This window comes from Clostridium sp. (assembly GCF_018372875.1).
Classification (GTDB): Bacteria; Bacillota; Clostridia; order Clostridiales; family Clostridiaceae; genus Clostridium.
Genome location: NZ_JAHAIF010000004.1, coordinates 1 through 21,312, shown reverse-complemented (window position 1 = coordinate 21,312; position 21,312 = coordinate 1). Strand labels below are relative to the sequence as shown.

The 21,312-nt window shown below is 29.2% G+C and carries 26 protein-coding genes; 22 read left to right on the top strand and 4 right to left on the bottom strand.

The window, feature by feature from the left end; all coding sequences use genetic code 11:
- Positions 1–92 precede the first annotated feature (92 nt).
- From KIB46_RS02385 to KIB46_RS02370, 4 genes are read left to right on the top strand one after another with little or no spacing between them, the layout of a single operon-like run.
- On the top strand, positions 93–644 hold the full coding sequence (locus KIB46_RS02385; RefSeq protein WP_291670591.1) for a hypothetical protein: 552 nt from the start codon (positions 93–95) through the stop codon (positions 642–644).
- Positions 625–1,002: a GntR family transcriptional regulator gene (locus KIB46_RS02380; protein ID WP_156562513.1), complete on the top strand. Its 378-nt coding sequence runs from the start codon at positions 625–627 to the stop codon at positions 1,000–1,002. The genes KIB46_RS02385 and KIB46_RS02380 overlap by 20 nt, the downstream gene beginning before the upstream one ends.
- The gene (locus KIB46_RS02375) at positions 1,003–1,896 is read left to right on the top strand and encodes an ABC transporter ATP-binding protein (protein WP_291670587.1); all 894 of its coding nucleotides are present in this window, start codon (positions 1,003–1,005) and stop codon (positions 1,894–1,896) included.
- A complete protein-coding gene (locus KIB46_RS02370; RefSeq protein WP_156562508.1) occupies positions 1,880–2,938 on the top strand; it encodes a hypothetical protein in 1,059 nt (352 codons plus the stop codon). Before KIB46_RS02375 ends, KIB46_RS02370 begins: the two co-directional genes overlap by 17 nt.
- A gap of 399 nt (positions 2,939–3,337) precedes the next feature.
- On the opposite strand, the gene KIB46_RS02365 is transcribed toward KIB46_RS02370, so the two are convergent.
- Positions 3,338–4,156 (bottom strand): TIM barrel protein, encoded by an 819-nt coding sequence (locus KIB46_RS02365; RefSeq protein WP_156562505.1) that lies wholly within the window; start codon positions 4,154–4,156, stop codon positions 3,338–3,340.
- Positions 4,157–4,301: 145 nt separating this feature from the next.
- Here KIB46_RS02365 and KIB46_RS02360 point away from each other — a divergent pair, with 145 nt between their 5' ends.
- The 5 genes from KIB46_RS02360 to KIB46_RS02340 all read left to right on the top strand — a co-directional run bounded on the left by KIB46_RS02360 (position 4,302) and on the right by KIB46_RS02340 (position 8,415).
- Positions 4,302–5,012, top strand: a complete 711-nt coding sequence (locus KIB46_RS02360) for a pseudouridine synthase (protein WP_291670583.1) — start codon at positions 4,302–4,304, stop codon at positions 5,010–5,012.
- A gap of 10 nt (positions 5,013–5,022) precedes the next feature.
- Entirely contained in the window at positions 5,023–5,565 is a 543-nt protein-coding gene (locus KIB46_RS02355; RefSeq protein WP_156562501.1) for a class I SAM-dependent methyltransferase, read from the top strand.
- Between the two features lie 122 nt (positions 5,566–5,687).
- Positions 5,688–6,587, top strand: coding sequence for a MurR/RpiR family transcriptional regulator (locus KIB46_RS02350; protein ID WP_099328259.1), 900 nt, complete (start codon positions 5,688–5,690; stop codon positions 6,585–6,587).
- 129 nt (positions 6,588–6,716) lie between these two features.
- The gene (locus tag KIB46_RS02345; RefSeq protein WP_291670578.1) at positions 6,717–7,586 is read left to right on the top strand and encodes an SDR family oxidoreductase; all 870 of its coding nucleotides are present in this window, start codon (positions 6,717–6,719) and stop codon (positions 7,584–7,586) included.
- Positions 7,587–7,974: 388 nt separating this feature from the next.
- Positions 7,975–8,415 carry a hypothetical protein gene (locus tag KIB46_RS02340; RefSeq protein ID WP_156562496.1) on the top strand — a complete coding sequence of 147 codons (441 nt, stop codon included), beginning with the start codon at positions 7,975–7,977 and terminating at the stop codon, positions 8,413–8,415.
- A 25-nt stretch (positions 8,416–8,440) separates the two neighbouring features.
- Here KIB46_RS02340 and KIB46_RS02335 read toward each other — a convergent pair whose 3' ends face one another.
- Complete coding sequence (locus KIB46_RS02335; RefSeq protein WP_099313337.1) at positions 8,441–8,971, bottom strand: ferritin family protein; 531 nt, start codon at positions 8,969–8,971, stop codon at positions 8,441–8,443.
- Positions 8,972–9,060: 89 nt separating this feature from the next.
- On the opposite strand from KIB46_RS02335, the gene KIB46_RS02330 reads away from it, so the two are divergent.
- From KIB46_RS02330 to KIB46_RS02320, 3 genes are all read left to right on the top strand, one after another.
- The gene (locus KIB46_RS02330) at positions 9,061–9,204 is read left to right on the top strand and encodes a hypothetical protein (RefSeq protein ID WP_291670573.1); all 144 of its coding nucleotides are present in this window, start codon (positions 9,061–9,063) and stop codon (positions 9,202–9,204) included.
- A 150-nt stretch (positions 9,205–9,354) separates the two neighbouring features.
- Positions 9,355–9,864 carry a deaminase gene (locus KIB46_RS02325; protein ID WP_099313338.1) on the top strand — a complete coding sequence of 170 codons (510 nt, stop codon included), beginning with the start codon at positions 9,355–9,357 and terminating at the stop codon, positions 9,862–9,864.
- A 534-nt stretch (positions 9,865–10,398) separates the two neighbouring features.
- Positions 10,399–10,890 (top strand): hypothetical protein, encoded by a 492-nt coding sequence (locus KIB46_RS02320; RefSeq protein WP_291670569.1) that lies wholly within the window; start codon positions 10,399–10,401, stop codon positions 10,888–10,890.
- A 142-nt stretch (positions 10,891–11,032) separates the two neighbouring features.
- Here the strand turns inward: KIB46_RS02320 and KIB46_RS02315 are convergent, their stop codons facing one another.
- Together KIB46_RS02315 and KIB46_RS02310 are read right to left on the bottom strand one after the other, a co-directional pair.
- The gene (locus tag KIB46_RS02315; protein ID WP_291670567.1) at positions 11,033–12,769 is read right to left on the bottom strand and encodes an ABC transporter ATP-binding protein; all 1,737 of its coding nucleotides are present in this window, start codon (positions 12,767–12,769) and stop codon (positions 11,033–11,035) included.
- A gap of 1 nt (position 12,770) precedes the next feature.
- Complete coding sequence (locus KIB46_RS02310; RefSeq protein ID WP_156558655.1) at positions 12,771–14,510, bottom strand: ABC transporter ATP-binding protein; 1,740 nt, start codon at positions 14,508–14,510, stop codon at positions 12,771–12,773.
- Positions 14,511–14,718: 208 nt separating this feature from the next.
- On the opposite strand from KIB46_RS02310, the gene KIB46_RS02305 reads away from it, so the two are divergent.
- The 10 genes from KIB46_RS02305 to KIB46_RS02260 form a co-directional block, all read left to right on the top strand.
- Positions 14,719–15,618 (top strand): radical SAM protein, encoded by a 900-nt coding sequence (locus KIB46_RS02305; protein WP_156558656.1) that lies wholly within the window; start codon positions 14,719–14,721, stop codon positions 15,616–15,618.
- Between the two features lie 21 nt (positions 15,619–15,639).
- Positions 15,640–16,320, top strand: a complete 681-nt coding sequence (locus tag KIB46_RS02300) for a pseudouridine synthase (RefSeq protein WP_291670564.1) — start codon at positions 15,640–15,642, stop codon at positions 16,318–16,320.
- Positions 16,321–16,471: 151 nt separating this feature from the next.
- Positions 16,472–16,624 carry a zinc-ribbon domain-containing protein gene (locus KIB46_RS02295; RefSeq protein WP_027098363.1) on the top strand — a complete coding sequence of 51 codons (153 nt, stop codon included), beginning with the start codon at positions 16,472–16,474 and terminating at the stop codon, positions 16,622–16,624.
- Positions 16,625–16,948: 324 nt separating this feature from the next.
- A complete protein-coding gene (locus tag KIB46_RS02290; protein ID WP_291670558.1) occupies positions 16,949–17,599 on the top strand; it encodes a pentapeptide repeat-containing protein in 651 nt (216 codons plus the stop codon).
- A gap of 258 nt (positions 17,600–17,857) precedes the next feature.
- A complete protein-coding gene (locus tag KIB46_RS02285) occupies positions 17,858–18,160 on the top strand; it encodes a WXG100 family type VII secretion target (protein ID WP_099329551.1) in 303 nt (100 codons plus the stop codon).
- Between the two features lie 97 nt (positions 18,161–18,257).
- Complete coding sequence (locus KIB46_RS02280; protein WP_195260847.1) at positions 18,258–18,650, top strand: hypothetical protein; 393 nt, start codon at positions 18,258–18,260, stop codon at positions 18,648–18,650.
- Complete coding sequence (locus tag KIB46_RS02275) at positions 18,647–18,940, top strand: hypothetical protein (RefSeq protein ID WP_195260846.1); 294 nt, start codon at positions 18,647–18,649, stop codon at positions 18,938–18,940. Before KIB46_RS02280 ends, KIB46_RS02275 begins: the two co-directional genes overlap by 4 nt.
- A gap of 2 nt (positions 18,941–18,942) precedes the next feature.
- Positions 18,943–19,584, top strand: coding sequence for a DUF5081 family protein (locus KIB46_RS02270; RefSeq protein WP_156558661.1), 642 nt, complete (start codon positions 18,943–18,945; stop codon positions 19,582–19,584).
- Complete coding sequence (locus KIB46_RS02265) at positions 19,585–19,902, top strand: hypothetical protein (RefSeq protein ID WP_156558662.1); 318 nt, start codon at positions 19,585–19,587, stop codon at positions 19,900–19,902.
- A 19-nt stretch (positions 19,903–19,921) separates the two neighbouring features.
- The coding region (locus tag KIB46_RS02260) for a pre-toxin TG domain-containing protein (protein WP_291670553.1) at positions 19,922–21,312 on the top strand (1,391 nt) is incomplete at its 3' end.

Genomic DNA, 21,312 nt, shown 5'->3' with positions numbered 1-21,312 from the left:
AGAATTTATTAATTGACCTTTATAATAGATGTATATAGAATTAAAGTGTACTACTAGAAGTAGTACACTTTATTTTTTAGGAGGTTATAATCTTGAAAAAATCAATGATGATTGCTTTAAGTGGTTTGTTTGTTGTGGTAACTATAATGCTATGTACAAATACCAATAAAGTATATGAAAAGAAGAAATACTTTAGCTCACCCAATGAAATTATTGATATAATAAACCATAAACAATTAGGAGCATTAAATAAGGATGGAGTTTTTGTTACTACATCTGATTTTAAGGAATGTTTATCTAAAAGGAAGAGGGTAACAGATTCAAATTTTAATTATTATAAAATTGATGGGGAAATACTTCCTGAAAATAATACTAAAGAGAGCAAAGAATTTATTCTAGATGATTATAGAAGAAGAGTTAGTATGTTAGAAGGTTATACTGTACCTGAGAAATTAGAAGTTTTAACGCTAACAGGTATAGGGTATTCTACTAGTGATTTATATATACAGAATAAAGAGGTTGAATGTAGTAATCCAGAAAATATAGATATTAACATTGTCTTTATAGATGAGGGTGAAGGTTGGGTAATTGATTATTTTTGGATTTCAACTAATGGGGGAGAAGATGTTTTATATAATCAATAATAATAGACCCATATATGAGCAAATTAAAGAAAAATTTATTGAACTTATTATAAATAATGCCTTAAGAGAGGGTGATAAATTACCTTCTGTTAGAGAACTTGCTTCAATGCTTACAGTAAATCCTAATACTATTAGTAAAGCCTATAGTCGATTAGAAGATGAAGGTATGATTGAAACCTTAAAAGGTAAGGGAACTTTTGTAAGGGCAGGAGCTAAGGAATTAGTTTTGGCTTATAATTATGATATTTTAATGAAAAAGATTAAAGATGTATTAGAATCAGCAAAAAGTTTAAATATTAAATTTAATGTGCTAGTTGATTTAGAAAAACAAGTCTTAGATAAGTTGGAGGGAAATTAAGTGATAGAGATTAAGGACTTAACCCTTAAATTAGAGGATAAGGATATATTAAAAAATATTAATTTATCCATAGATGAAGGGAAGATATATGGACTTATTGGACCAAATGGAGTTGGTAAGACATCTCTTATAAAATGCTTAACTGGAATTTACAAAATGACTACAGGGGAAATACTATATGATGGAATCAATGTATATGATAATGCTGAAGTAAAAAAGAATATAGCATATGTAGCTGACGAAAATAATTTCTTTACTTCTTTTTTAGTTAGGGATGTTATAAAGTATTATAAATTAGCCTATGATAATTTTAATGAAGAGAAGTTTCACAAAATAAACAAAGTTTTTAAAATACCTTTAAATAAAAGACTTCATCAATTGTCCAAGGGTATGAAAATGAGAGTATTTTTAATGCTTGGGTTTGCACAAGAAGCAAAATACATAATTTTAGATGAACCCACCTCGGGTTTAGACCCAATATTAAAAAATAAATTACTTAAATTAATAATAGAAGAGGTATCAACTAGAGGAACAACAGTTTTAATTAGTTCTCATCACTTAAGTGAACTCGAAAAAATTTGTGATGAAGTTGTTATTTTAGATGGAGGAGAAGTTTCATATAAAAATACTCTAGAAGAGATGAAAAAGAAGATTAAAAAGATACAAGTTGCTTTTGATGGCCCTGTTTACGAAGAGGACTTAAATATTGAAGGCATATTTAAAATGTCCAAGGTAGGTAGAGTATTTACTATATTAGTTGATAATTATGGAGAAGAATTTATAGAAGAAATTAATAGGTTTAAACCACTATTTATAGAAGAGATAGACTTAAACTTAGAAGATATATTCATATACAGGTTAGATGAGGGGGATATTAATGAAAAAATATTATAATAAAGCACTTTTTTATCAATCCTTCTATAATGGAAAATGGGGAATATTAGGGGGGAGTATTCTTTTCTTTTTAATTATGTATTCTAGTATGAATAGTTATATAAATAACTTAAAATATCAAATAAGTAATTTAGAAGGTAACTCTATATATTTAGATAGTTCAATTTTTGTCATTACTACATTTTTAATAATACTATTAGTATATGTTATGATTACTGGCTTTAATAAAAGAAACAATATTACCTTTATTACAGGTGGCCCTTACACCAAGGAAGAGGTTAAGAAAAATGAGTTTTTATTTTTATTTTTAACTTTATGTTTATTTGTATTTGTAGCAGCTTATGCAATTATATGTGTTTATATAAGTAATAAAGAATTATTACCTTATATTTTTAACCCTTGGGAATATTCTATATTTATTATAATTAAAATTTTTACTTTAGGATTAGCTTTTATTGTTTATTTGTCATTTATGGATATGTTTTTTTCAAATTTAATATTCACATTGATAGCATTAGTAGGTTTTCCTATGGCAATTTTCTTTGATGCGTTAGTAATTGGTCAGATATATTTTTATAGAGTAGATATCTATAATACAGTTGCATTAAGGACTTATGATATATTAAATAGTATTATTAATTATATAGGAGATATAATTAGTTTTATAAGCTATGATTATACATTTTATAGAGGTAGTAGGAATGTTTTATTAATAATAATAGCTTATTTAATAGGATCCATTTTTGTATATTATTTATCTAAATTTATTAATAAGAAGATCATTATTAATAACATAAATAAGTTTTTTGTTTTTCCTTTAGTGGGAAAGATAACAATTTTTACTGGTGTGTTTTCTCTTTTATTAGGAGGGCTTTATTACATAATAGTATTGGGGGACTTTAATTGGCTTTTATTAAAAAATGAAATATATATTAGTAATTTCGTTTATGTATTAGGTATTACTTTCATATTAGGATTAATTATAGTTGTTTCTATACATTTAACCCAAATAATCTTAAAGAAAGTTAATAAATATATTTAATAATTGAGTTATGTAAAATTTTTTTGATGTAGAACAAATTTCCATTCTTAAGAATACAATATATTAAACTAAAGAATAGGAGTTGATTTACTATGTCAAGAGGATGCTGTAGATGCAACAATTGCGGCGGTTGTTGTAATAATGGTTGTGGAGGAAGACGTGTTAACCCAGGCTGGAACTGCGGCGGCTGTGGTGGATTCGGCGGCGGCTTTGGCGGCGGAGCTTGGTGGCCAATTTGGATCTTATTATTATTTGGATTTGGTGGCTTCGGTGGCGGCTTTGGCTGTGGCGGCTTCTGGTAGGATTTAGAAGGTAAAGGGCATCTATTATGATGCCCTTTAAATTTATTGTAATAAAAAAAGCGAAATTACTTACCAATTTCGCTTTTTATATATTCCATTAAAGTGATTCATAAGTGTCTTTTAATAATTTTGCATCTCTTTCAAGTATTGGACTTTCGCAAATTACACATCCTTTTACCTCATAATCAATAAAGGCCTTCATACATGCTTGGTAGTTAAAATCACTTTCTAAGAAAGGAAGGTGATGCTTTTCTCCTTTTTCGCTATATGCAATACCAGCAAGGTGAATGTGTAAATCATCTAAAGCTTCTCTACCTAAACCTTCGCCAACCTTTTCTAATATTCTAGCAAAATCATCATATTCTTTTAAAGCACCATTTCCTCTTGCGTGAACGTGTGCAAAGTCAATACATAGCTTACAAGTATCAATTTCTTTACATATATGAATTAGTTCATCAATATCACCAAATTGAGTACCTTTACCTGTTGTTTCTAGTCTATAATCAACTCCAAAGTATGGAAGCTTCCTTAAGTTTCTTTTAACTTCTTCAAGAGCATCCTCTTTTGTAGATTTTAAATAGAAACCAGGATGGAAGATTAAGCTTCTTCCTCCAACTGATTTTAAAGCTTCAGCTCCAAGTGTTATTCTTTCTAAGGACTTTTCTTTTTTATCATCTTCAACTGCATTTAGATTTATAAAGTATGAACCATGTGCAGAAAGGTAAAAGTTATGTTTTTCCTTAGCTTCAATTATTGAGTGCATATTTTTGGGAGTTACATTAACAGAGCGTACAAAAGGTAGCTCCATAGCATCTAAGTTCATGTTACTTAAATATTCAATTCCAGTTGCATATGTAAATTTATCTCCTTCATTACCTAAAGGAAGACCAGATATTCCAAACAAAAGTTTCTCCATAATAATAATTCTCCTTAAGTCTTTTTATAAAAGTATATCAAATTTCAAGTTTTTATACAATCCTTCATAGTGTTTCATAAAAGTTGTAATTTATTTGACATAAAGATATAATCTATTTGAATATAAAAGTGGAGTGATTTAGATAATGGAAGAAAGATTACAGAAGTACATGGCAAGATGTGGTGTTGCATCTAGAAGAAAATGTGAAGAGATTATTTTAGATGGAAAAGTAAAGGTTAATGGAGAAGTAATTAATGAACTTGGTACTAAGGTTAATCCAAGTATAGATAAAGTAGAATTTGAAGGAAAGATTATTTTACCTGAAGAAAATAAGGTTTACATATTACTAAATAAACCAGAAGGATATATAACATCAGTTAAGGATGAGAAGGATAGGAAAACTGTTATTGATTTAGTTAATGTTCAGGAAAGAATTTATCCAGTAGGTAGATTAGATTATGATAGTTCAGGTTTAATTATTTTAACTAACGATGGTGATCTTTATAATAAAATAATGCATCCAAGAGTTAAAGTGGTTAAAAGATATATAGCAGTATGTAAGGGAGAGTTTACACCTAGAGAGCTTGATAAGTTTAGAAAAGGAATAGATATTGGAGGATATATTACTGCTGATGCTAATATTAAAGTTATTAAAGTGGAAGATGGAAAGAGTACAGTAGAAATTGGAATTCATGAAGGGAAGAACAGACAAATTAGAAGAATGTGTTCTGCATTAGGTCATGATGTGCAGTCTTTAAAAAGAGTTGCAGTAGGTAAAATTAAACTTGGATATCTTAGAAGAGGAGAATGGAGAAACTTAACTAAGGAAGAATTAGATTATATAAATAGCTTATAGAGAGGTAAATATGTTTAAATACGTTGGAGATATAAGTGAGATTTCTCATCATATAATAAATAACTTTTTGGAAAATAAAAATGTAGCCATTGATGGAACTTTAGGTAATGGCTATGATACTGACTTTTTATCAGAAAATTTTAATAGGGTTTATTCTTTTGATGTACAAAAGATAGCCTGTGATAATTATAAGGGTAAGAACAAAGAGAATGTTAATGTTATAAATGACTCTCATCATAAATTTAAAGAATATATAGATGAGGGAGTAGATTGTATAATGTATAATTTAGGGTTTCTACCAGGAGGAGATAAGAGCGTAACAACTATGCATGAAACTTCCCTTCAAAGTATTAAGGAGGGGCTTCAGCTTCTTAATAATGGAGGCATTATGACAATATGTATTTATAGAGGGCATAATGAAGGTAAAAAAGAGGAATCTTGCATTTTGGATTATGTAGTAAGCCTTCCAAAGAATAAATTTGGAGTTATGGAACATAGTTTTCTAAACAGAAGTGAAGTGGCACCAATGCTTATTGTTATAGAAAAGAAGTAATTGTAATATGTCAAAAATGAATGGAGTTTGTTAAAAGACTTTCAATTATTTATTGATTAATTATTAACATAATGATAAAATTAAATTGCAAATTATATAAGTTTTTATGAATAGGATGGTACATGATGGATAACGAGCTAAATGAACAAGGCAAAGACTTAATGAGATTGATTCAAGTAAAATTTCCTAGGTTAAGTAAGGGACAGAAGTTAATTGCTGAATATATACTAAAAAATTATGACAAAGCTGCTTTTATGACAGCTGCAAAACTTGGAATTTCTGTAGGAGTTTCAGAATCTACTGTTGTAAGATTTGCTAATGAATTAGGGTTTTCAGGATATCCCAAGCTTCAAAAAGCATTACAAGAGCTAATAAAGAATAAATTAACTACTGTGCAGAGACTTGAACTTTCTAATGACTTTGCATCTCATGGGGCAGCTCTAAAAGGTGTATTAAAGGCTGATATGGAAAATATAAGAGCTACTTTAGAAAAAATTAATCCTTACACCTTTGAAGATGTGTTAAATTCTATATTTGAAGCTAAGAATATTTACATTATAGGTCTAAGAAGTTCTACAGCACTTGCTGAATTTTTAGGGTTTTATTTAAATATAATACTTCAAAATGTAAGAATAGTTAGTTATGGAATTTCAGATATATTTGAGCAAATGATAAATATAGGGGAAGGGGATTTAGTTATTGGAATCGGGTTCCCTAGATATGCTACAAAGACAATTGATGTTTTGGATTTTTCTAAAGCTAGAGGAGCTAAGGTAGTTGCTATAACAGACAGCTTACTTTCGCCATTGGCTGCAAAGGCTGATAGCACTTTGATAGCTCAAAGTAATATGGCATCTTTTGTTGACTCATTAGTAGCGCCACTTTCCGTTATAAATGCACTTATAATAGCAGTGGGAATGAGAGAAAAGGAAAACATTGCAGATATATTTGCAAACTTGGAAAATATATGGCAAGAATATAATGTGTATTCATACAATAATAGGAATGTAGCAGATGATTAATATTTTAAAGTACTATGAGAATAGTAGTTATAGGTTAGGAGAAGTTGTTTTTGCAACTTCTCCTAATTTGTTATTATTTATTTAACTAAAGGAGATACTAAATGTAAATTCTTTTAGGAGGTTTAAATAATGATTGAAAAAACATTTCCAAAAACATTTCCTACTAATACAATTAAGGAACAACCTGGTATTGAGAAAAATATGAATCCTAGACCTATTTTTCAACATGAGGAGTATGACGTAAGAGGGGATAGACTCAAAAATAAAGTTGCTATAATAACAGGTGGAGATAGTGGAATTGGAAGAGCTGTTTCTGTAGTATATGCTAAGGAAGGAGCCAAAGTTTGTATAATTTATTTTAATGAAGATGAGGATGCAAATGAAACTAAAGTAATTATAGAAGGGATAGGAGGAGAGTGTCTATTAATAAAAGGTGATATTGGGGACGAATCCTTCTGCAATAACACTGTAAAAACAGTAATTGAGAAATACAATAAAATAGATATTTTTATTAGTAATGCAGGTGAACAACATCCAATTAATAATTTGGGAGAATTGACTTATGATCAAATAGATAGAACTTTTAGAACTAATATTTATGGAGCATTATTTATGTGTAAGGCTTTAGAACAACATTTAAAGGATGGGGCAAGTATTATATTAACAACATCAATTACAGCCTATAATGGTCATGAAAGGTTAATTGATTATTCTGCAACAAAAGGAGCCTTAACTTCCTTAACAAGGTCTCTTGCTCTTATGTTTGCACCAAAGGGAATAAGGGTAAATGCTGTTGCACCAGGCCCTATATGGACTCCTTTAATTCCATCAACTTTTACAGCTGAAGAGCTTTCTAAGTTTGGTTCTAAGACAGCTTTAAAAAGGGCAGGGCAACCAGTTGAACTTGCAGAAGCATATGTGTTTTTAGCTAGCCAAGGAGCTTCCTTTATAACAGGAGAAACTATTCATGTTAATGGAGGGGAAATAGTTAATAGTTAATAAAGGTAAAAAGAATAATAGAAAGAAGGAGGAGAGATTGCTTTGCAATTTCTCTTTTTCTATATAATTGTACAATGGGATAGAATAATAATTTAGTTTGTGTAATTATCCCATATGAAAAGCTATAGCATAAGATGTATTAAAGAGAGTACGAGGTGATATTATGAATTCGCTTGAAATTGGTATTTGTATCACTGTAGCTTTAATGACAACTTTTGTTGAAGTATATCCATATATACAACCAATGATAAAAAATCGTAGGGAAAATAGATAAAAATTTGGTGAGAAGCTTCTTAAAATTAAATTTATCTTAAAACTTTGTAGGAATGTATAAAATACATGTAAAAGGTGGTAAAATTAAGGTGTAAGTATAAAAGGAGGGATAATTATGATAGATCAATTAAAAGTAGCTATTAGTGAAAAGGATATAGACAAGGCACGTAGGGTGATGATAAGTGAGTTACTTACAACTGATTATCCCCATGAAGTATTCAGGGATGCTATTGATTTAGCTGATGCATATGTGATTTTTGAAACACATGATAAAGAAAAATTATTATCAGACCCTAAAGATTGGACTGAAAGTTATTTTGAAAAGCTTAAAGATGGTTTAAATAATAACTTTTCTAAAGAAAGATTTATGAAGGCATATTATGTTGCTAGAAAGCTTGAAAAAGAAACAGGTACACCTAAAGAGGAATCATGTCCTGTTAGTGTATATGATGAATACAAAGATTTCTTTTTATTAGCTCAAATAGGAGCAGCAGTAATTGGTGCTGCAGCTGTAGGTATTGGTGTTTGGCTTTATAAAAGAAATAAGAAAAAATAGTTCGTAAATATTTAAAACCCCTGATTTATTCAGGGGTTTTTACATATTTAGCATAAAGTTCTTTAAATATTTTAAGATGAAGCTCTTCATCTAGAATTATTCTTTCTATTATTTTAACTATGTTAGGATCAGAAATTTCATTCAGTGCTTTATTGTAGTCTCTTATGGCAACAACTTCAGCTTGTATATCGTAATCTAGGTATTCTTTTAGAGTATTTCCATAATCAACAAATTTAGCATTCCAATAATAACGTTTATCTTTTTTCTTTATCCAATAGCGAGGGTCTTCTCCTAATAGTAAAATGAGTTCCCCTAGCATTTCTAAGTGGTGCATTTCAACCATAGCAATTTCTCCAATTGCTTGTGAAACAGCAGGACAATCTTTGAATAATTTAAACTTGTGGTATACATATTGATCTACTGCTGTAAATTCAGATACTATACCTGAGTAATTGTGTAATAATATGTTAGCATAACGTGAGTTTTCTTTTTCAACTTTTATGTCTGGATAAGGTAGATCTACATGGTAAGATATATTAGTCTCATTATTTAACATTTAAATTCTCCTTGAAAAAGTTCTTATTATAAAATATGAGTGAGTTTGGAATAATATTAGTTATAAAAATAATAAAAGGAGAAGATTTTATGGCACATAAAAGTAATTCTGATAATTTTGAGAACATGGCTAGAGTAGGAAACTTTACGAAGAATGCAGTTGAAAATTTTGAGAAAAATATAATAAATAAAAAGAATTATTTAGAAGAAGTGAATTCTAAAAAATCTCAGTAGGTTTAATCCTACTGAGAAAAGATTAAGTTATGAGCTATAAGGAGGATTACTTGCTGTGTGTCCAGCGTTATACTATATACTATGAGTAATTTACAATTATGTGATTATGTAAATGAAAAAATATGATATAATTTTTGAGGGAGTGGTGATATGGAGAGTATAACTTTTAAAAATAATGATTTAAGTGAGTGGGACAAGACCTTTCTTCAGAGCTTATCTCTTTATGAGAGGCATTCCAAGTGTGCTGCTAAAAATGTAGCTTGTATACTTACTAAAGATAATAACATTCTTTCTATAGGTATTAATGGAACATTACAAGGCAAGATAAACTGTAATGAGCTATTTAGAAAGAATAATAATAAATGGTTTAAGAAAGATAAGAATGGTGAATGGATAAATGCAGATAATGGAGAGCATTCAAAGTGGTCTCTTTTAAATGAGATTCATGCTGAAATGAATGCAATAAAGAAGGCATCTCAGAATAATGGGTTCAATTTAGGGGGAGCTACAGCATATGTTTCATATTCACCATGTTTTAATTGTGCTAAAATGTTAGTTCTATTTGGTATAAAAAGAATTGTATTTAGAGAGGCTTATGATGATATCAATGAGGTAAGTGAGTTTCTTAAAGAAAATGAAATAGAATTTATTAGAGGATGAAAAGATAATAAATATGATGAAGAAACACTGCTAGAGCTTGTGTTTCTTTTTAGGTGTGCCCAGCATGGGCACGTACTAATCGGTGAAAGTGCGTGTTCTTATCTGAGGTAGTCTGACAGATACGTACCAAAAAAATTACAAAGAAAGCAGAAAACTAAATATATAGACCAAGAGGTGGAAGTAGAAATGGAACTTCAAGGTAAATCAAAGGTGCCAAGTAATTTTATGGTTTTACCAAATAGGGCAAGCGTAAACGGTGAAGAGTTAGCAAATACCTAGATCCATTAGGATTTGTTACTTTAACACAAACATATCAAATGAAACATTAAATTCTAATGAACCGGGTACATATGGTTGTGTGAGAGGTCGGTAGATAAAATAAGTATCTACCTCCTACTCCATTTTAACCTCTATAATAATTTTATAATTTACTTACCTTTATTATGAGTGGGGAGTTAATATGATTGATATAAAAATGAGTATATGGTAAAATATAGAAGAATAGTAGTGCGAAGTTGTTAGAAGGAGATTACTATGCTGAAAGATAAAAAGACTATAATTTTATTTATGTTTTTTATTTTACTTGTTATAGTTGGTGGTATTTACTTTACTTCCTTTAAAAAAGATGGTAAGAATATATATTATTCTGGTAATAATGATATAGCTGATATAAAAATTATAGGATATAAGGATTATTATGAATTTTGTGAAAATATACCATCATCATATATGCTATATGATGATAAAAAAGAGTTTTCAAAGAAGGAATATGGGTTTGTAGGTGAAATAAAATTTTCTAGTGATAATTTTAATAAGGAATCGAATTATTGTTTGAACATTATTACAAAAAATGGACAGAGTTACAATTTAGTTTTGTTAGCTATTGATAAGGAAAGTGAGAATGGCATTGTAACAATACCATTTATATTCTATAATTTCTTAGATTCTAATGGTAAGACAATAGATAAAGCTGTCTTAACTAAGGATGGAGATGAAATAACTTCAATTGATATAATTAAAAATTAGTATTTCACTGATAAATTTAAACTCCCCCTGCGTAAAGCAGAGGGAGTTTCCTTACCTTTAGTACGGGTGGGGTGGATATTTGTTTTGATGTAACTTGGAGCTTGCGACGGAACAAGCAAAATAAATATCCGCTACACCTTTTTTATTCTTTAACGAACTGGCTATTATAAAGATTAGCATAGAAGCCGTTAGCTGCTAATAGTTCTTCATGTTTTCCTTGCTCAATTATCTTACCAGCATTCATAACTAGGATAAGATCAGCTTCTTTTATAGTTGAAAGTCTATGGGCTACAATGAAGCTTGTCCTTCCTTCCATCATTTTATCAAAAGCCTTTTGAATATATATCTCTGTCCTTGTATCAATGTTACTTGTAGCTTCATCTAGAATTAGCATTGGTGGTTTTGTAAGCATGACACGAGCAATACATAACAGTTGCTTTTGTCCTTGAGATATATTGCTTCCATCATCATTTATAAGAGTATCATATCCATTTGGTAATCTCATTATGAAGTTGTGAGCATGAGCAGCTTTAGCAGCTTCAATAATTTCTTCATCTGTAGCATCTACCTTACCATAAGCTATATTTTCCTTTACAGTACCAGAGTATAACCATGTGTCTTGAAGTACCATTCCAAAGTTTCTTCTTAAACTTTCTCTAGTTAAATGAGTTATATTAGTATTATCAACTTTAATTTCTCCTGATGTTACATCATAGAACCTCATTAAAAGGTTTATTATTGTGGTTTTACCACATCCAGTAGGGCCAACAATAGCAATTCTATTACCTGGTTTAACCTTTAAATTAAGGTTTTCTATAAGTTTTTTATTTTCTGAATAAGAGAAATTAACATTATTTATTTCTAGATAACCATCTGCTTTAACTAAGGATATTGCATCCTTATCTTCTGGAGTTTCTGGTAGCTCATCTAAAAGATTAAATACCCTCTTAGCTGATGCAAAGGCTGTTTGAAGTTCAGTAACAACTCCTGATATTTCATTAAATGGTTTAGTATATTGATTAGCATAGGAAAGGAAACAAGATATATCTCCAATAGTAAGTTTTCCTTTTATAGCCAATAATGCACCAATAACACCTACTGCAGCATATACAATACCATTTACAAATCTAGTAGAAGGATTAGTAAGTGAGGAATAAAATTGAGATTTTACTCCAGATTCATATAGCCTAGCATTTATTTCTTTAAATTTTTCCTCGGCTTCATCTTCATAAGAAAAAGCTTTTACTACCTTTTGATTACCAAGTATTTCTTCAATGTAACCACTTAATTCACCTCTTGTTGCAGATTGAACCTTAAAGCTATTGTGTGATTTTTTAGCAATAAAGGAAGCTACAAATAGTGAAAGTGGAGTAACAAGTACAACAACTAGGGCTATGGAAACATTTATTGATAGCATAAATAGTAGTGTTCCAATAATTGTTACAATACCTGTAAAAAGTTGAGTGAAACCTTGGAGTAACCCATCAGATATTAAATCAATATCACTTACAACTCTATTTATAATATCACCATGGGGATTACTATCTATATATTTTAAGGGAACTTCATTTATTTTATTAAAGGAAGCTATGCGTAAATCCTTAACTGTTTTTTGAGTAACAATATTTGTACATAAACTCATTAACCATTGAAATAAAGCACCTAAAATAATTGTTGCCATAAGAATAACTATTATTTTTAAGATTCCATTAAAATCTACATTGTTTGGTCCAATTATTAAATCTATTCCTTTACCTATTAAAACTGGTCCTAGTAATGTAAATGTAACTGAAAAAAGAGCGCAAATTAAAGCCATGATTAAGTAACCTATATATGGCTTTGTAAACTTTAAAAGCCTTTTAATAACTTGTTTATCCATATTAATTATAAGCCTCCTCTCTAGTCAGTTGGGACAAGCATATTTCTTTATAGACTTCTGAGTTTTCAAGAAGTTCTTCATGAGTTCCAATTCCAGCTAACTTTCCATCATCTAAAACTACAATTTTATCTGAGTTTTTAATTGAAGATGCACGTTGAGAAACTATTATTGTAGTTATATCTTTAGCATATGTATTTAATGCTTGTCTAAGTTTTAAATCAGTAGCAAAATCTAATGCGCTTGAGCTATCATCTAAAATTATTATCTTAGGAGAACCTACTAAAGCTCTTGCTATAGTAAGCCTTTGCTTTTGGCCTCCAGAAAAGTTTTTGCCTCCTTGAAGAACAGAGGTATCAAGGCCGTCCTTAAGATTACTTAAAAAATCACTACATTGTGCAATATCCAGTGCCATTAAAATTTCTTCATCACTAGCATTCTTATTAGCCCACTTCATATTTTCTCTTAAGCTTCCAGTGAATAATACAGCTTTTTGTGGAACTATTCCAAATAGATTTCTTAAGTTTTTAAGAGAGTAATTTTTAATGTTTTCTCCATTAATAAAAATTTCACCTTCAGTACTTTCATAGAATCTTGGAATAAGGTTTACTAGAGTAGACTTTCCTGAACCTGTTCCCCCTATAATTCCTATGGTTTCACCTTTATTTATTGATAATGAGATATTCTCTAAAGAATATTGCTTTGAATTATTATAGGAAAAAGAAACATTCTTAAATTCAATTATTTTAGATGAATTATTAGTAGCTTGTACCTTAGTTGAGCTAGAAGCTTCTTTAATACTTGATTTTGTATCAAGAACCTCATTAACTCTAGTTGCAGAAGCAGATGCTTTTGTAAATATAATAACAAGGTTTGCAACTACTATAAGAGTTAGAAGTATTTGAGTCATATAGTTTACGAAAGCTATTATTTCACCTTGTGTAAAATTACCGTTATTTACGCCAATACCTCCAAACCAAACTATAAAAGCTATGGAGAAGTTCATAATCATGAAGGTTAATGGATTTAAAAGTGCAGATAGTTTACCTACCTTTATAGCTGTATTACTGTGGTCTAATGCTGCTATATTAAATCGATCTTTTTCAACCTCTTGTTTAGAAAAAGCTCTTACAACTCTTACCCCCTCTAAGTTTTCCCTAGTAATTAAAGAAATTTTATCTAGCTTTTTCTGAATTACCCTATATAGTGGAATAGCTTTTCCCATTACCAAATATAAAGTAAGTACAATTAGAGGGATAGATAGGAAGAATATTAGTGAAAGTTTTAGATTTATAAACATAGCCATTATTGCTGAACCTAAAATTATGAATGGAGCTCTAACCCCAAGTCTTATAGCCATAGCTACAGCAACTTGTAGTTGGTTTACATCATTTATTATTCTTGTTATTAATGATGGAGTTCCTATATTATCAATTTCTGAGTGAGAAAGACTATTTATATGACGGAAAAGCTCATTTCTAAGCTTTGTTCCAAAACCTTGAGAGGCTTTAGCAGCAAAGTACTGACAAACTAGGGCAGATCCTAATCCTACTATACCAAGAATTATAATCAATATACCCATTTTAATTATGTATGATGTATCATAAGATTTAACTCCAATATCAATTATTTTTGCCATTACTAGAGGAACAATAAGTTCTAATATTGCTTCTAGTAGCTTAAATAATGGACCTAAAAAGCATTCCTTTTTAAAGTCCTTTAAATAAGGTATTAGTTTAAACATTTCTATCAAATCCTTTGTATCGCTTATTTTTAACGAATTTATTATAGCATTATCAAGTTGGTAAAGGAAGGAAATTAAGTAGAGAAAAAGGGGATAAATCAAAAAATGAAGGTAATGTGGTATAATATTAAAAAGTTTCTTATCTGGATTTAAGTAATAGGACATAAAGATGTCTTATTTATAGATTTGAAATCCTTGTAAGAGGAGGATGAAAATGTATTATATAGATGCAAAGCAAATACTTTCGGGTTATGCAGAAAACAATAGATGGTTTGGATTAAATTACAATATGAATCTTTATAAAGGGTGTTCACATGGATGCATCTATTGTGATTCAAGGAGTGAATGCTATGGAGTTAAGAATTTTGATTCAGTTAGAGCTAAAAGAAATGCATTAGATATTTTAAATAAAGAATTAAAGAGTAAGAGAAAAAAGGGAGTTATAGGTATTGGAGCTATGAGCGATACATACAATCCTTTTGAAAGGAACCTTAACTTAACTAGAGGAGCCTTAGAGCTAATTAATAGATATGGATTCGGAATAAGTATTGCAACTAAAAGTGACTTAATTCTTAGAGATATTGATATACTTAAAAAAATTAGTAATCATTCACCAGTTTTAATAAAGATAACTATAACTACTTTCCACGATAGTTTATGTAGAAAGGTTGAGCCTAACGTAGTTCCTTCTTCAAATAGATTTGAAGCAATTAGAAAGTTAACGAGTGAAGGGATTTTTACAGGTATATTACTAATGCCAGTACTTCCTTTTATAAATGATAATGAAGAAAATATTAGATTCATTGTTAGAAAAGCTAAGGAGTGTGGCGCTAAATTTATATTTGCTTATGGAATGGGAGTAACATTAAGAGGTAACCAAAGAGAATATTATTATGAAAAAATATCAAAACTATTTCCTAATGAGCTTTTAGTAAAGAAATATATGGATATTTATGGAGAAAAGTATGAATGTCCTTCTCTAGAGTATAAGAAGTTATGGGATATATTTAAAAATGAATGTGAAAGATGTGGAATTCTTTATAAGATGAATGATATTATAAATGCATATAGAAAAGATTATGAGGAAACTCAAATTTCATTATTTTAAACTGCAAATGAGGAAATTTATATGAGAATTAATAAGTTATTAAGCAATTATGGATACTGCTCTAGGAAGGAAACTAATAAGCTTATTCAAGATAAAAGGGTTATAGTGAATGGAGAACTAGCAATAGAGGGACAATGGGTTGAGGAAAGTGATACTATACTTTTAGATAATGTAAGAGTAAAACCTAAGGATAAGGTATATGTTGCTTTTAATAAACCAGTAGGAATTGTTTGTACAGCAGCAAAGGAAACTGAAAATAATATTATAGATTATGTTGATTATCCTGAATATATTTTTCCAATTGGAAGGCTAGATAAACCTTCTCAGGGATTGATTTTATTAACTAATGATGGAGATTTAGCTGATAAAATATTAAGCTCTGAAAACTATCATGAGAAGGAGTATATAGTTGAAGTAGATAAAGATATAGATGATGAATTTATTTTAAATATGTCCAATGGAATTAAAATAGGGGATAGGATAACTAGAAAATGTAAGGTTAAAGCTTTAGGTGAAAAGAAGTTTTCTATTATATTAACAGAAGGCATGAATAGGCAAATAAGAAAGATGTGTAAGTCTTTAGGATATGAAGTTACATTGTTAAAGAGAATTAGAATTATGAATATTTTAATTGATGGAATAGAGGAAGGAAAGTGGAGAAATCTGAGTATTAAGGAAATAAATACTTTGAAAAATGGATAAAATTTAAAACTATATTGATATTGAAGGAAGTTTGTGGTATTATTGATGCGTAAAAATAAAGAGTTTAGATTATGAGTGAATATATATTTCTCCTTTATGAGAGTTATATTAGTCAAATTTGAATCTCTTTATAATTTAAGGAGGAATATCAATGCAAGATAAAGTAATTACATGTAAAGATTGTGGTCAAGAATTCACATTCACAGTAGGAGAACAAGAATTCTACAAAGAAAAAGGATTCGAAAATGATCCAGTTAGATGCCAAGCTTGTAGAAGAGCTAAGAAAGAAAGAAACAGACAATAATTATGATTGTTATGAGCTATAAATTTAATTTATAGCTCTTTTTTAATGTAAGGAAACTATAAAATTTTAATTAGCCATATTAAAAAATATAAAATAAAGGATAGTAATTTTATATTTTCCTTACCTTTAGTACGGGTGGGGTGGATATTTGTTTTGATGTGACTTGGAGCTTGCCACGGAACAAGCAAAATAAATATCAGCTATACCTTTTTTAATAAATATAATTAGATAGATAACGCAGAATAAATATTGTAAGGTATAAGTATTTGCTATATACTAGTAAAAGTTAGTAATAAAAAATGAAGTTAGGTATTTGGAGGCAAAATGGATAAGAATAAAAGTAAGGGATTCCATTATAATAAAGAAATAAAGCAAAATAAAAACTTTATGTATAGTGATTTAAGAAGAAGCAATTGTTATGGCACAGATTTTACAGGATCAAACTTTAACTTTTCAAGTTTTAGAGGAGCACATTTTAAAGGCTGTAATTTCTTTAGTTGTACTTTTAGGGGAGCAGAGTTTATAGGAACTAATTTTAAAAAGAGCAAGTTTAGAAGAGCTGTATTTGAGAATGTTGTTTTTGAAGGTGTTAACTTAGGTGATGTTGATTTTAGAGATGCAGAATTTAAGAATGTTATATTTGTAGGATGTGACCTATCATCTGCAAAGAGCTTAGAGTATAAGGAAAGTGAAGTAAGAGTTTTTGATGAGATTCCAGAATTAGATATAAGTAAAGAGCTAGAAGAGGCAGTACTTAAAGCTATGGGAAATGAGAAGGTAAAGAGTTCAAGAGTATTAGATACTAAGAATGGAGGAATTAATCCTATAAGCATCATTATATTATTAGAAAAATTCAGTGAGAAGAATTTAATTTCGGGATTAAATATATTGGCTGATAGATTAGATAGAGATTTCTGTACCTTAAGTTACATAACAAAGTGTATTGAAACTTATGGTAAAGAGGGAATTCTATAAGATACAAAGCGCTTGCATTGCAGTGCACATTATAGATAGAAGATTAGAGGAACACTACTAGTAGTGTTCCTTTTTGTATACCACATGTTACAGGGCTTAAAGAGCTTTTAGTGATTAGTAGATCAAATGGAATAATAAATTATAATATAGTATTTATATGAAAAATAATACAATATATAGTAGTGTAATTATACATAAAGTATATTTACATTAAATGTAATAAATGGTAGAATTGTTAATAAGAAGGGGGATGATTAAATGTCAGGAAATATTAAATTTAGTCCAGAACAAGGAAGAGAGATGGCATCAGAAATTATTAGAAGAAGAGATACAATTGAAGGTGAATTAAATGCTCTTTCTAATCTAATTTCTGGTGAGTTATGTGCTCAGTGGGAAGGTGCAGCAAGTAGGCAATATGCAGATCAATATGAACAATTAAAATCTTCCGTTATGGCAAACTTTGTAACAATGCTTGAAGATTTAAGTGCACAATTAAATTCTATTGTTGAAGCAATGGAAGCAGCAGACCAAGATATAGCTAGTAAAATTAAAATGGTCTAACATAAGATGAGGCTGTATTAAAATGATAAACCATTTTGATACAGCTTTTTAATTTAGGGCCTTATTTAAATATAAATGATTGTGAGGGGAGAATATTTTGGGGTACTCTTATGAGAGAAATACAGACGCATATTATATATATAAGGATAAATATAAAAAATATAAAGATTTAAGCAAGAATCTTAATGAATACTATAATGAATTAATAGTTAAACTTAACAAGCTTGATGGATATTTAAGCGCTTTGAGAAAAGTTAGCACAACAAATTATGATAATATTTATGGAAAGCCTATTAATGTTTTTAATGATAAGTGTATTAGGACAAGTAAGGATATTCAAGTGAGAATAAAAGACTATAAAATTATTTGTAGCAGTATAAAAAATAGTCTTGATACTGCAATATCAAAGAGAGATTATTATAAGTCTAAAAGAGATTATGAGGAGTCTAATCCTGAAATTGTTTATGTGAAGTGGTGGTGGGAAGATTGAATTTTAGGGGAAGTGATGAAATGCAAAAAGCTTACGATTATATAAAAAAAGCTAGTAACAATATTAGCGATAGTAAAGATAAAATTAGTGAGATAGTGAGCTTAGTAGAAAATTCTTCTTGGAGTGGAGAGTCCAAGAAATCATTTCTTAACTTAATTATGTTATGTGAGCAGTTAAATGATAAGTTAAAGGATGCTGCAGAAGAAAATGTTAGAAAAATATCTAAGTTTATTGATGAACGTGATGAGTTTATAAATAATTCGCTAGTTATAAAGGAGTTGGAGGAATAGTTATGCTTAAAGCAAGTGAAATATACTTACTTAATGAAGCGTTAGATGGAAAAGATATCTATGGTTTAGATAAAGAAGCAGCTCTAAGAGAAAATTTATATTCTGAAGTAAAAGCATTAGATAGCTTAAAAGAAAAAATGATTTTAAATGAAGATAATACTATAAATGCTTGTTCATATCAATTAATAAAAGGCTTAGAAAAATTTAAGATGGCAAAATCTTATATTTGGGTAAACGATATATTATTATCAAAAGATGATACAGATTATATGATATTTTTCAAAAAAGATACAGAAAGTAATGTGTTTGAACTTAAAAAAATGGCAAACTTTCATTTGGTTTTAACTATACTTAAGGAATATGAGTTTCTAAGAGGAAGAGATACCATAGTAGATAGTTCAATTAATAATATGGAAGTTGAGGAGTTTATAGAAAATTATATTATAAAAAATGATAATCAAAATTTTTTAATATTAAAAAAAGAGGAAAATGTAAGAATTCCTTACGTTAGCCTTTATATAACATATATTGAGGTTGAAGGTAAAACATATAAATATGACCTATTAAAAAAAGAACTATGTGAAGTAAGTCCTAAAGTAGCAAGGTTAGATATAAGCAAATTATTGGGGGTAGAGGTGAAATAATTGAATGAAATAATAGATATACCTGTACAGGATTTATCTGAAATATATTATGGAATTGAACTTACAAAGAAACAAATATTTGAAGCTGTAATGTATTACTCAACTGCTTTAGCTATATTAGAAAATGAAAGAAACTATACAGGAGGAGCTCAGGAATTTCTCAAAGTTGTTAATAGTTCAATGAATGCAGATTTAGATAAGTTAAGCCAATATTATGAGATATGTTATATGTATATTATGAATGTTATGAATACATTTATAAATGTGGATGAAGAAATTACTAGAAAAATATATAAAGAATTTTTAGAATTAGAATAATATGGTGAGGTAAAAGGGAATGTCCGATTTTTGTATTGAGGAAGAATCAACTCAAGCAAAAGCAAAAATAGCTACTGATGCTATAGAGAACATAATTGAGACTATGATGAGGGCAGAAAACTATATAAACTATGCAATTAGTCTTATAAATGAAGATGAAGAATTAAGTAACCTCAATTTTCCATCACAAAGGGCTTTTTATGATAAACTTAGAGAAGATAAAGATAAGTTATCAAGATTTGGAAAAATATGCTCCCAATATGATGATGAAGTAGATAAGCCATTTACAAAAGATTATGAAAAGCTGGTAGCTCAAATAAGTGATATAAAATCTGAAGAAATTATAGTTCCCAATAATATAGGAGCAACAGAGGTTGAATATTATAAAGATGAAAGAAATGGAGGACGTGATTGGAAATCTAGAGTTAAGCTTAAGGATACTATTTCTTTTGAAGATGTATTAAGTTATGGTGATATTGGAGAGCTAATGAAGAAAAACTATGAGCAATACTGCATCAGCTTAGAGGGGAAAGAGGGTAATGAAAAAGGTGAGGATGTACCACCAAAGTTCGAAGAGTACTTAAATGAGCTAATACATCAAGGTGAATTTGACTATAAAATAGTGGAGCCTTGGCAAGAATACGTTTCATTAGCCATAGATTGTATTCCAGTAATTGGGGATGGGAAAGCAATTATAGAAGCAGCGTTAGGACAGGAATTTTTCACAGGAAGAGAATTAAGTTCACTAGAAAGAGGCTTATGTTTAATATCAATAATACCTTTCTTTGGGGACGGAGCCAAAATATTTGGAAAAGGTGCCAAAGAGTTAACAGAAGTAGGACTAAAAAGAGGAATACGATTTAACAGTAAAGTATTTGGTACTGAACTACTAAAAAATGTTGCTATAATATCAGGGACAACCACTCTTTCTTCAATTGGGATTAATCCACTTGTATGTATGGTGCTATACTCAGGAGGAAAAGGTGCTAAAGGAGCAATAAATCTAATTCAGTCAACGGATTTATTTAAGAATTTTGAATTACCAAAAAGGAACTTTTTAAATACAATTAAATTTAAAAGTAATAAAGTAATGGAGTATCTTCAAGATTCAAAGTTAATAAATGGAGAGTACCATATTACCTTAAAAGAAAAAATTAATGGAGTAGTTGGAATAATCTTAAAAGAATCAGATTTAACACCTCTAGAAAGGTTTGGGTGTTCAATAGGCTGTTTTACAGAAGAAACTTTAGTGCTAACAGAAAAAGGATTTAAGAGAATAAAGGAAATAAGTGAAAGTGATAGGGTATTATCTCAAAATGAAGCTACTGGAGAGCAAAGCTATCAGGTAGCAAAGTTAATAAGAAAAAAGAGCAAAGAAATAGTAAGTGTAAAGATAAAAGGACAAATTAT

What these genes read in the sequence shown, in the direction of transcription:
- KIB46_RS02335 (WP_099313337.1), bottom strand. Translation starts at nt 8,971, where the DNA reads ATGTTAAATAATGAGACTAATATATCTTACCATGTAGATCTACCTTAT.
- KIB46_RS02315 (WP_291670567.1), bottom strand. Translation starts at nt 12,769, where the DNA reads ATGGATAAACAAGTTATTAAAAGGCTTTTAAAGTTTACAAAGCCATAT.
- KIB46_RS02325 (WP_099313338.1), top strand. Translation starts at nt 9,355, where the DNA reads ATGGAGAGTATAACTTTTAAAAATAATGATTTAAGTGAGTGGGACAAG.
- KIB46_RS02300 (WP_291670564.1), top strand. Translation starts at nt 15,640, where the DNA reads ATGAGAATTAATAAGTTATTAAGCAATTATGGATACTGCTCTAGGAAG.
- KIB46_RS02345 (WP_291670578.1), top strand. Translation starts at nt 6,717, where the DNA reads ATGATTGAAAAAACATTTCCAAAAACATTTCCTACTAATACAATTAAG.
- KIB46_RS02285 (WP_099329551.1), top strand. Translation starts at nt 17,858, where the DNA reads ATGTCAGGAAATATTAAATTTAGTCCAGAACAAGGAAGAGAGATGGCA.
- KIB46_RS02305 (WP_156558656.1), top strand. Translation starts at nt 14,719, where the DNA reads ATGAAAATGTATTATATAGATGCAAAGCAAATACTTTCGGGTTATGCA.
- KIB46_RS02365 (WP_156562505.1), bottom strand. Translation starts at nt 4,156, where the DNA reads ATGGAGAAACTTTTGTTTGGAATATCTGGTCTTCCTTTAGGTAATGAA.
- KIB46_RS02370 (WP_156562508.1), top strand. Translation starts at nt 1,880, where the DNA reads ATGAAAAAATATTATAATAAAGCACTTTTTTATCAATCCTTCTATAAT.
- KIB46_RS02360 (WP_291670583.1), top strand. Translation starts at nt 4,302, where the DNA reads ATGGAAGAAAGATTACAGAAGTACATGGCAAGATGTGGTGTTGCATCT.
- KIB46_RS02350 (WP_099328259.1), top strand. Translation starts at nt 5,688, where the DNA reads ATGATGGATAACGAGCTAAATGAACAAGGCAAAGACTTAATGAGATTG.
- KIB46_RS02355 (WP_156562501.1), top strand. Translation starts at nt 5,023, where the DNA reads ATGTTTAAATACGTTGGAGATATAAGTGAGATTTCTCATCATATAATA.
- KIB46_RS02295 (WP_027098363.1), top strand. Translation starts at nt 16,472, where the DNA reads ATGCAAGATAAAGTAATTACATGTAAAGATTGTGGTCAAGAATTCACA.
- KIB46_RS02290 (WP_291670558.1), top strand. Translation starts at nt 16,949, where the DNA reads ATGGATAAGAATAAAAGTAAGGGATTCCATTATAATAAAGAAATAAAG.
- KIB46_RS02340 (WP_156562496.1), top strand. Translation starts at nt 7,975, where the DNA reads ATGATAGATCAATTAAAAGTAGCTATTAGTGAAAAGGATATAGACAAG.
- KIB46_RS02380 (WP_156562513.1), top strand. Translation starts at nt 625, where the DNA reads ATGTTTTATATAATCAATAATAATAGACCCATATATGAGCAAATTAAA.
- KIB46_RS02270 (WP_156558661.1), top strand. Translation starts at nt 18,943, where the DNA reads ATGCTTAAAGCAAGTGAAATATACTTACTTAATGAAGCGTTAGATGGA.
- KIB46_RS02310 (WP_156558655.1), bottom strand. Translation starts at nt 14,510, where the DNA reads ATGTTTAAACTAATACCTTATTTAAAGGACTTTAAAAAGGAATGCTTT.
- KIB46_RS02320 (WP_291670569.1), top strand. Translation starts at nt 10,399, where the DNA reads ATGCTGAAAGATAAAAAGACTATAATTTTATTTATGTTTTTTATTTTA.
- KIB46_RS02330 (WP_291670573.1), top strand. Translation starts at nt 9,061, where the DNA reads ATGGCACATAAAAGTAATTCTGATAATTTTGAGAACATGGCTAGAGTA.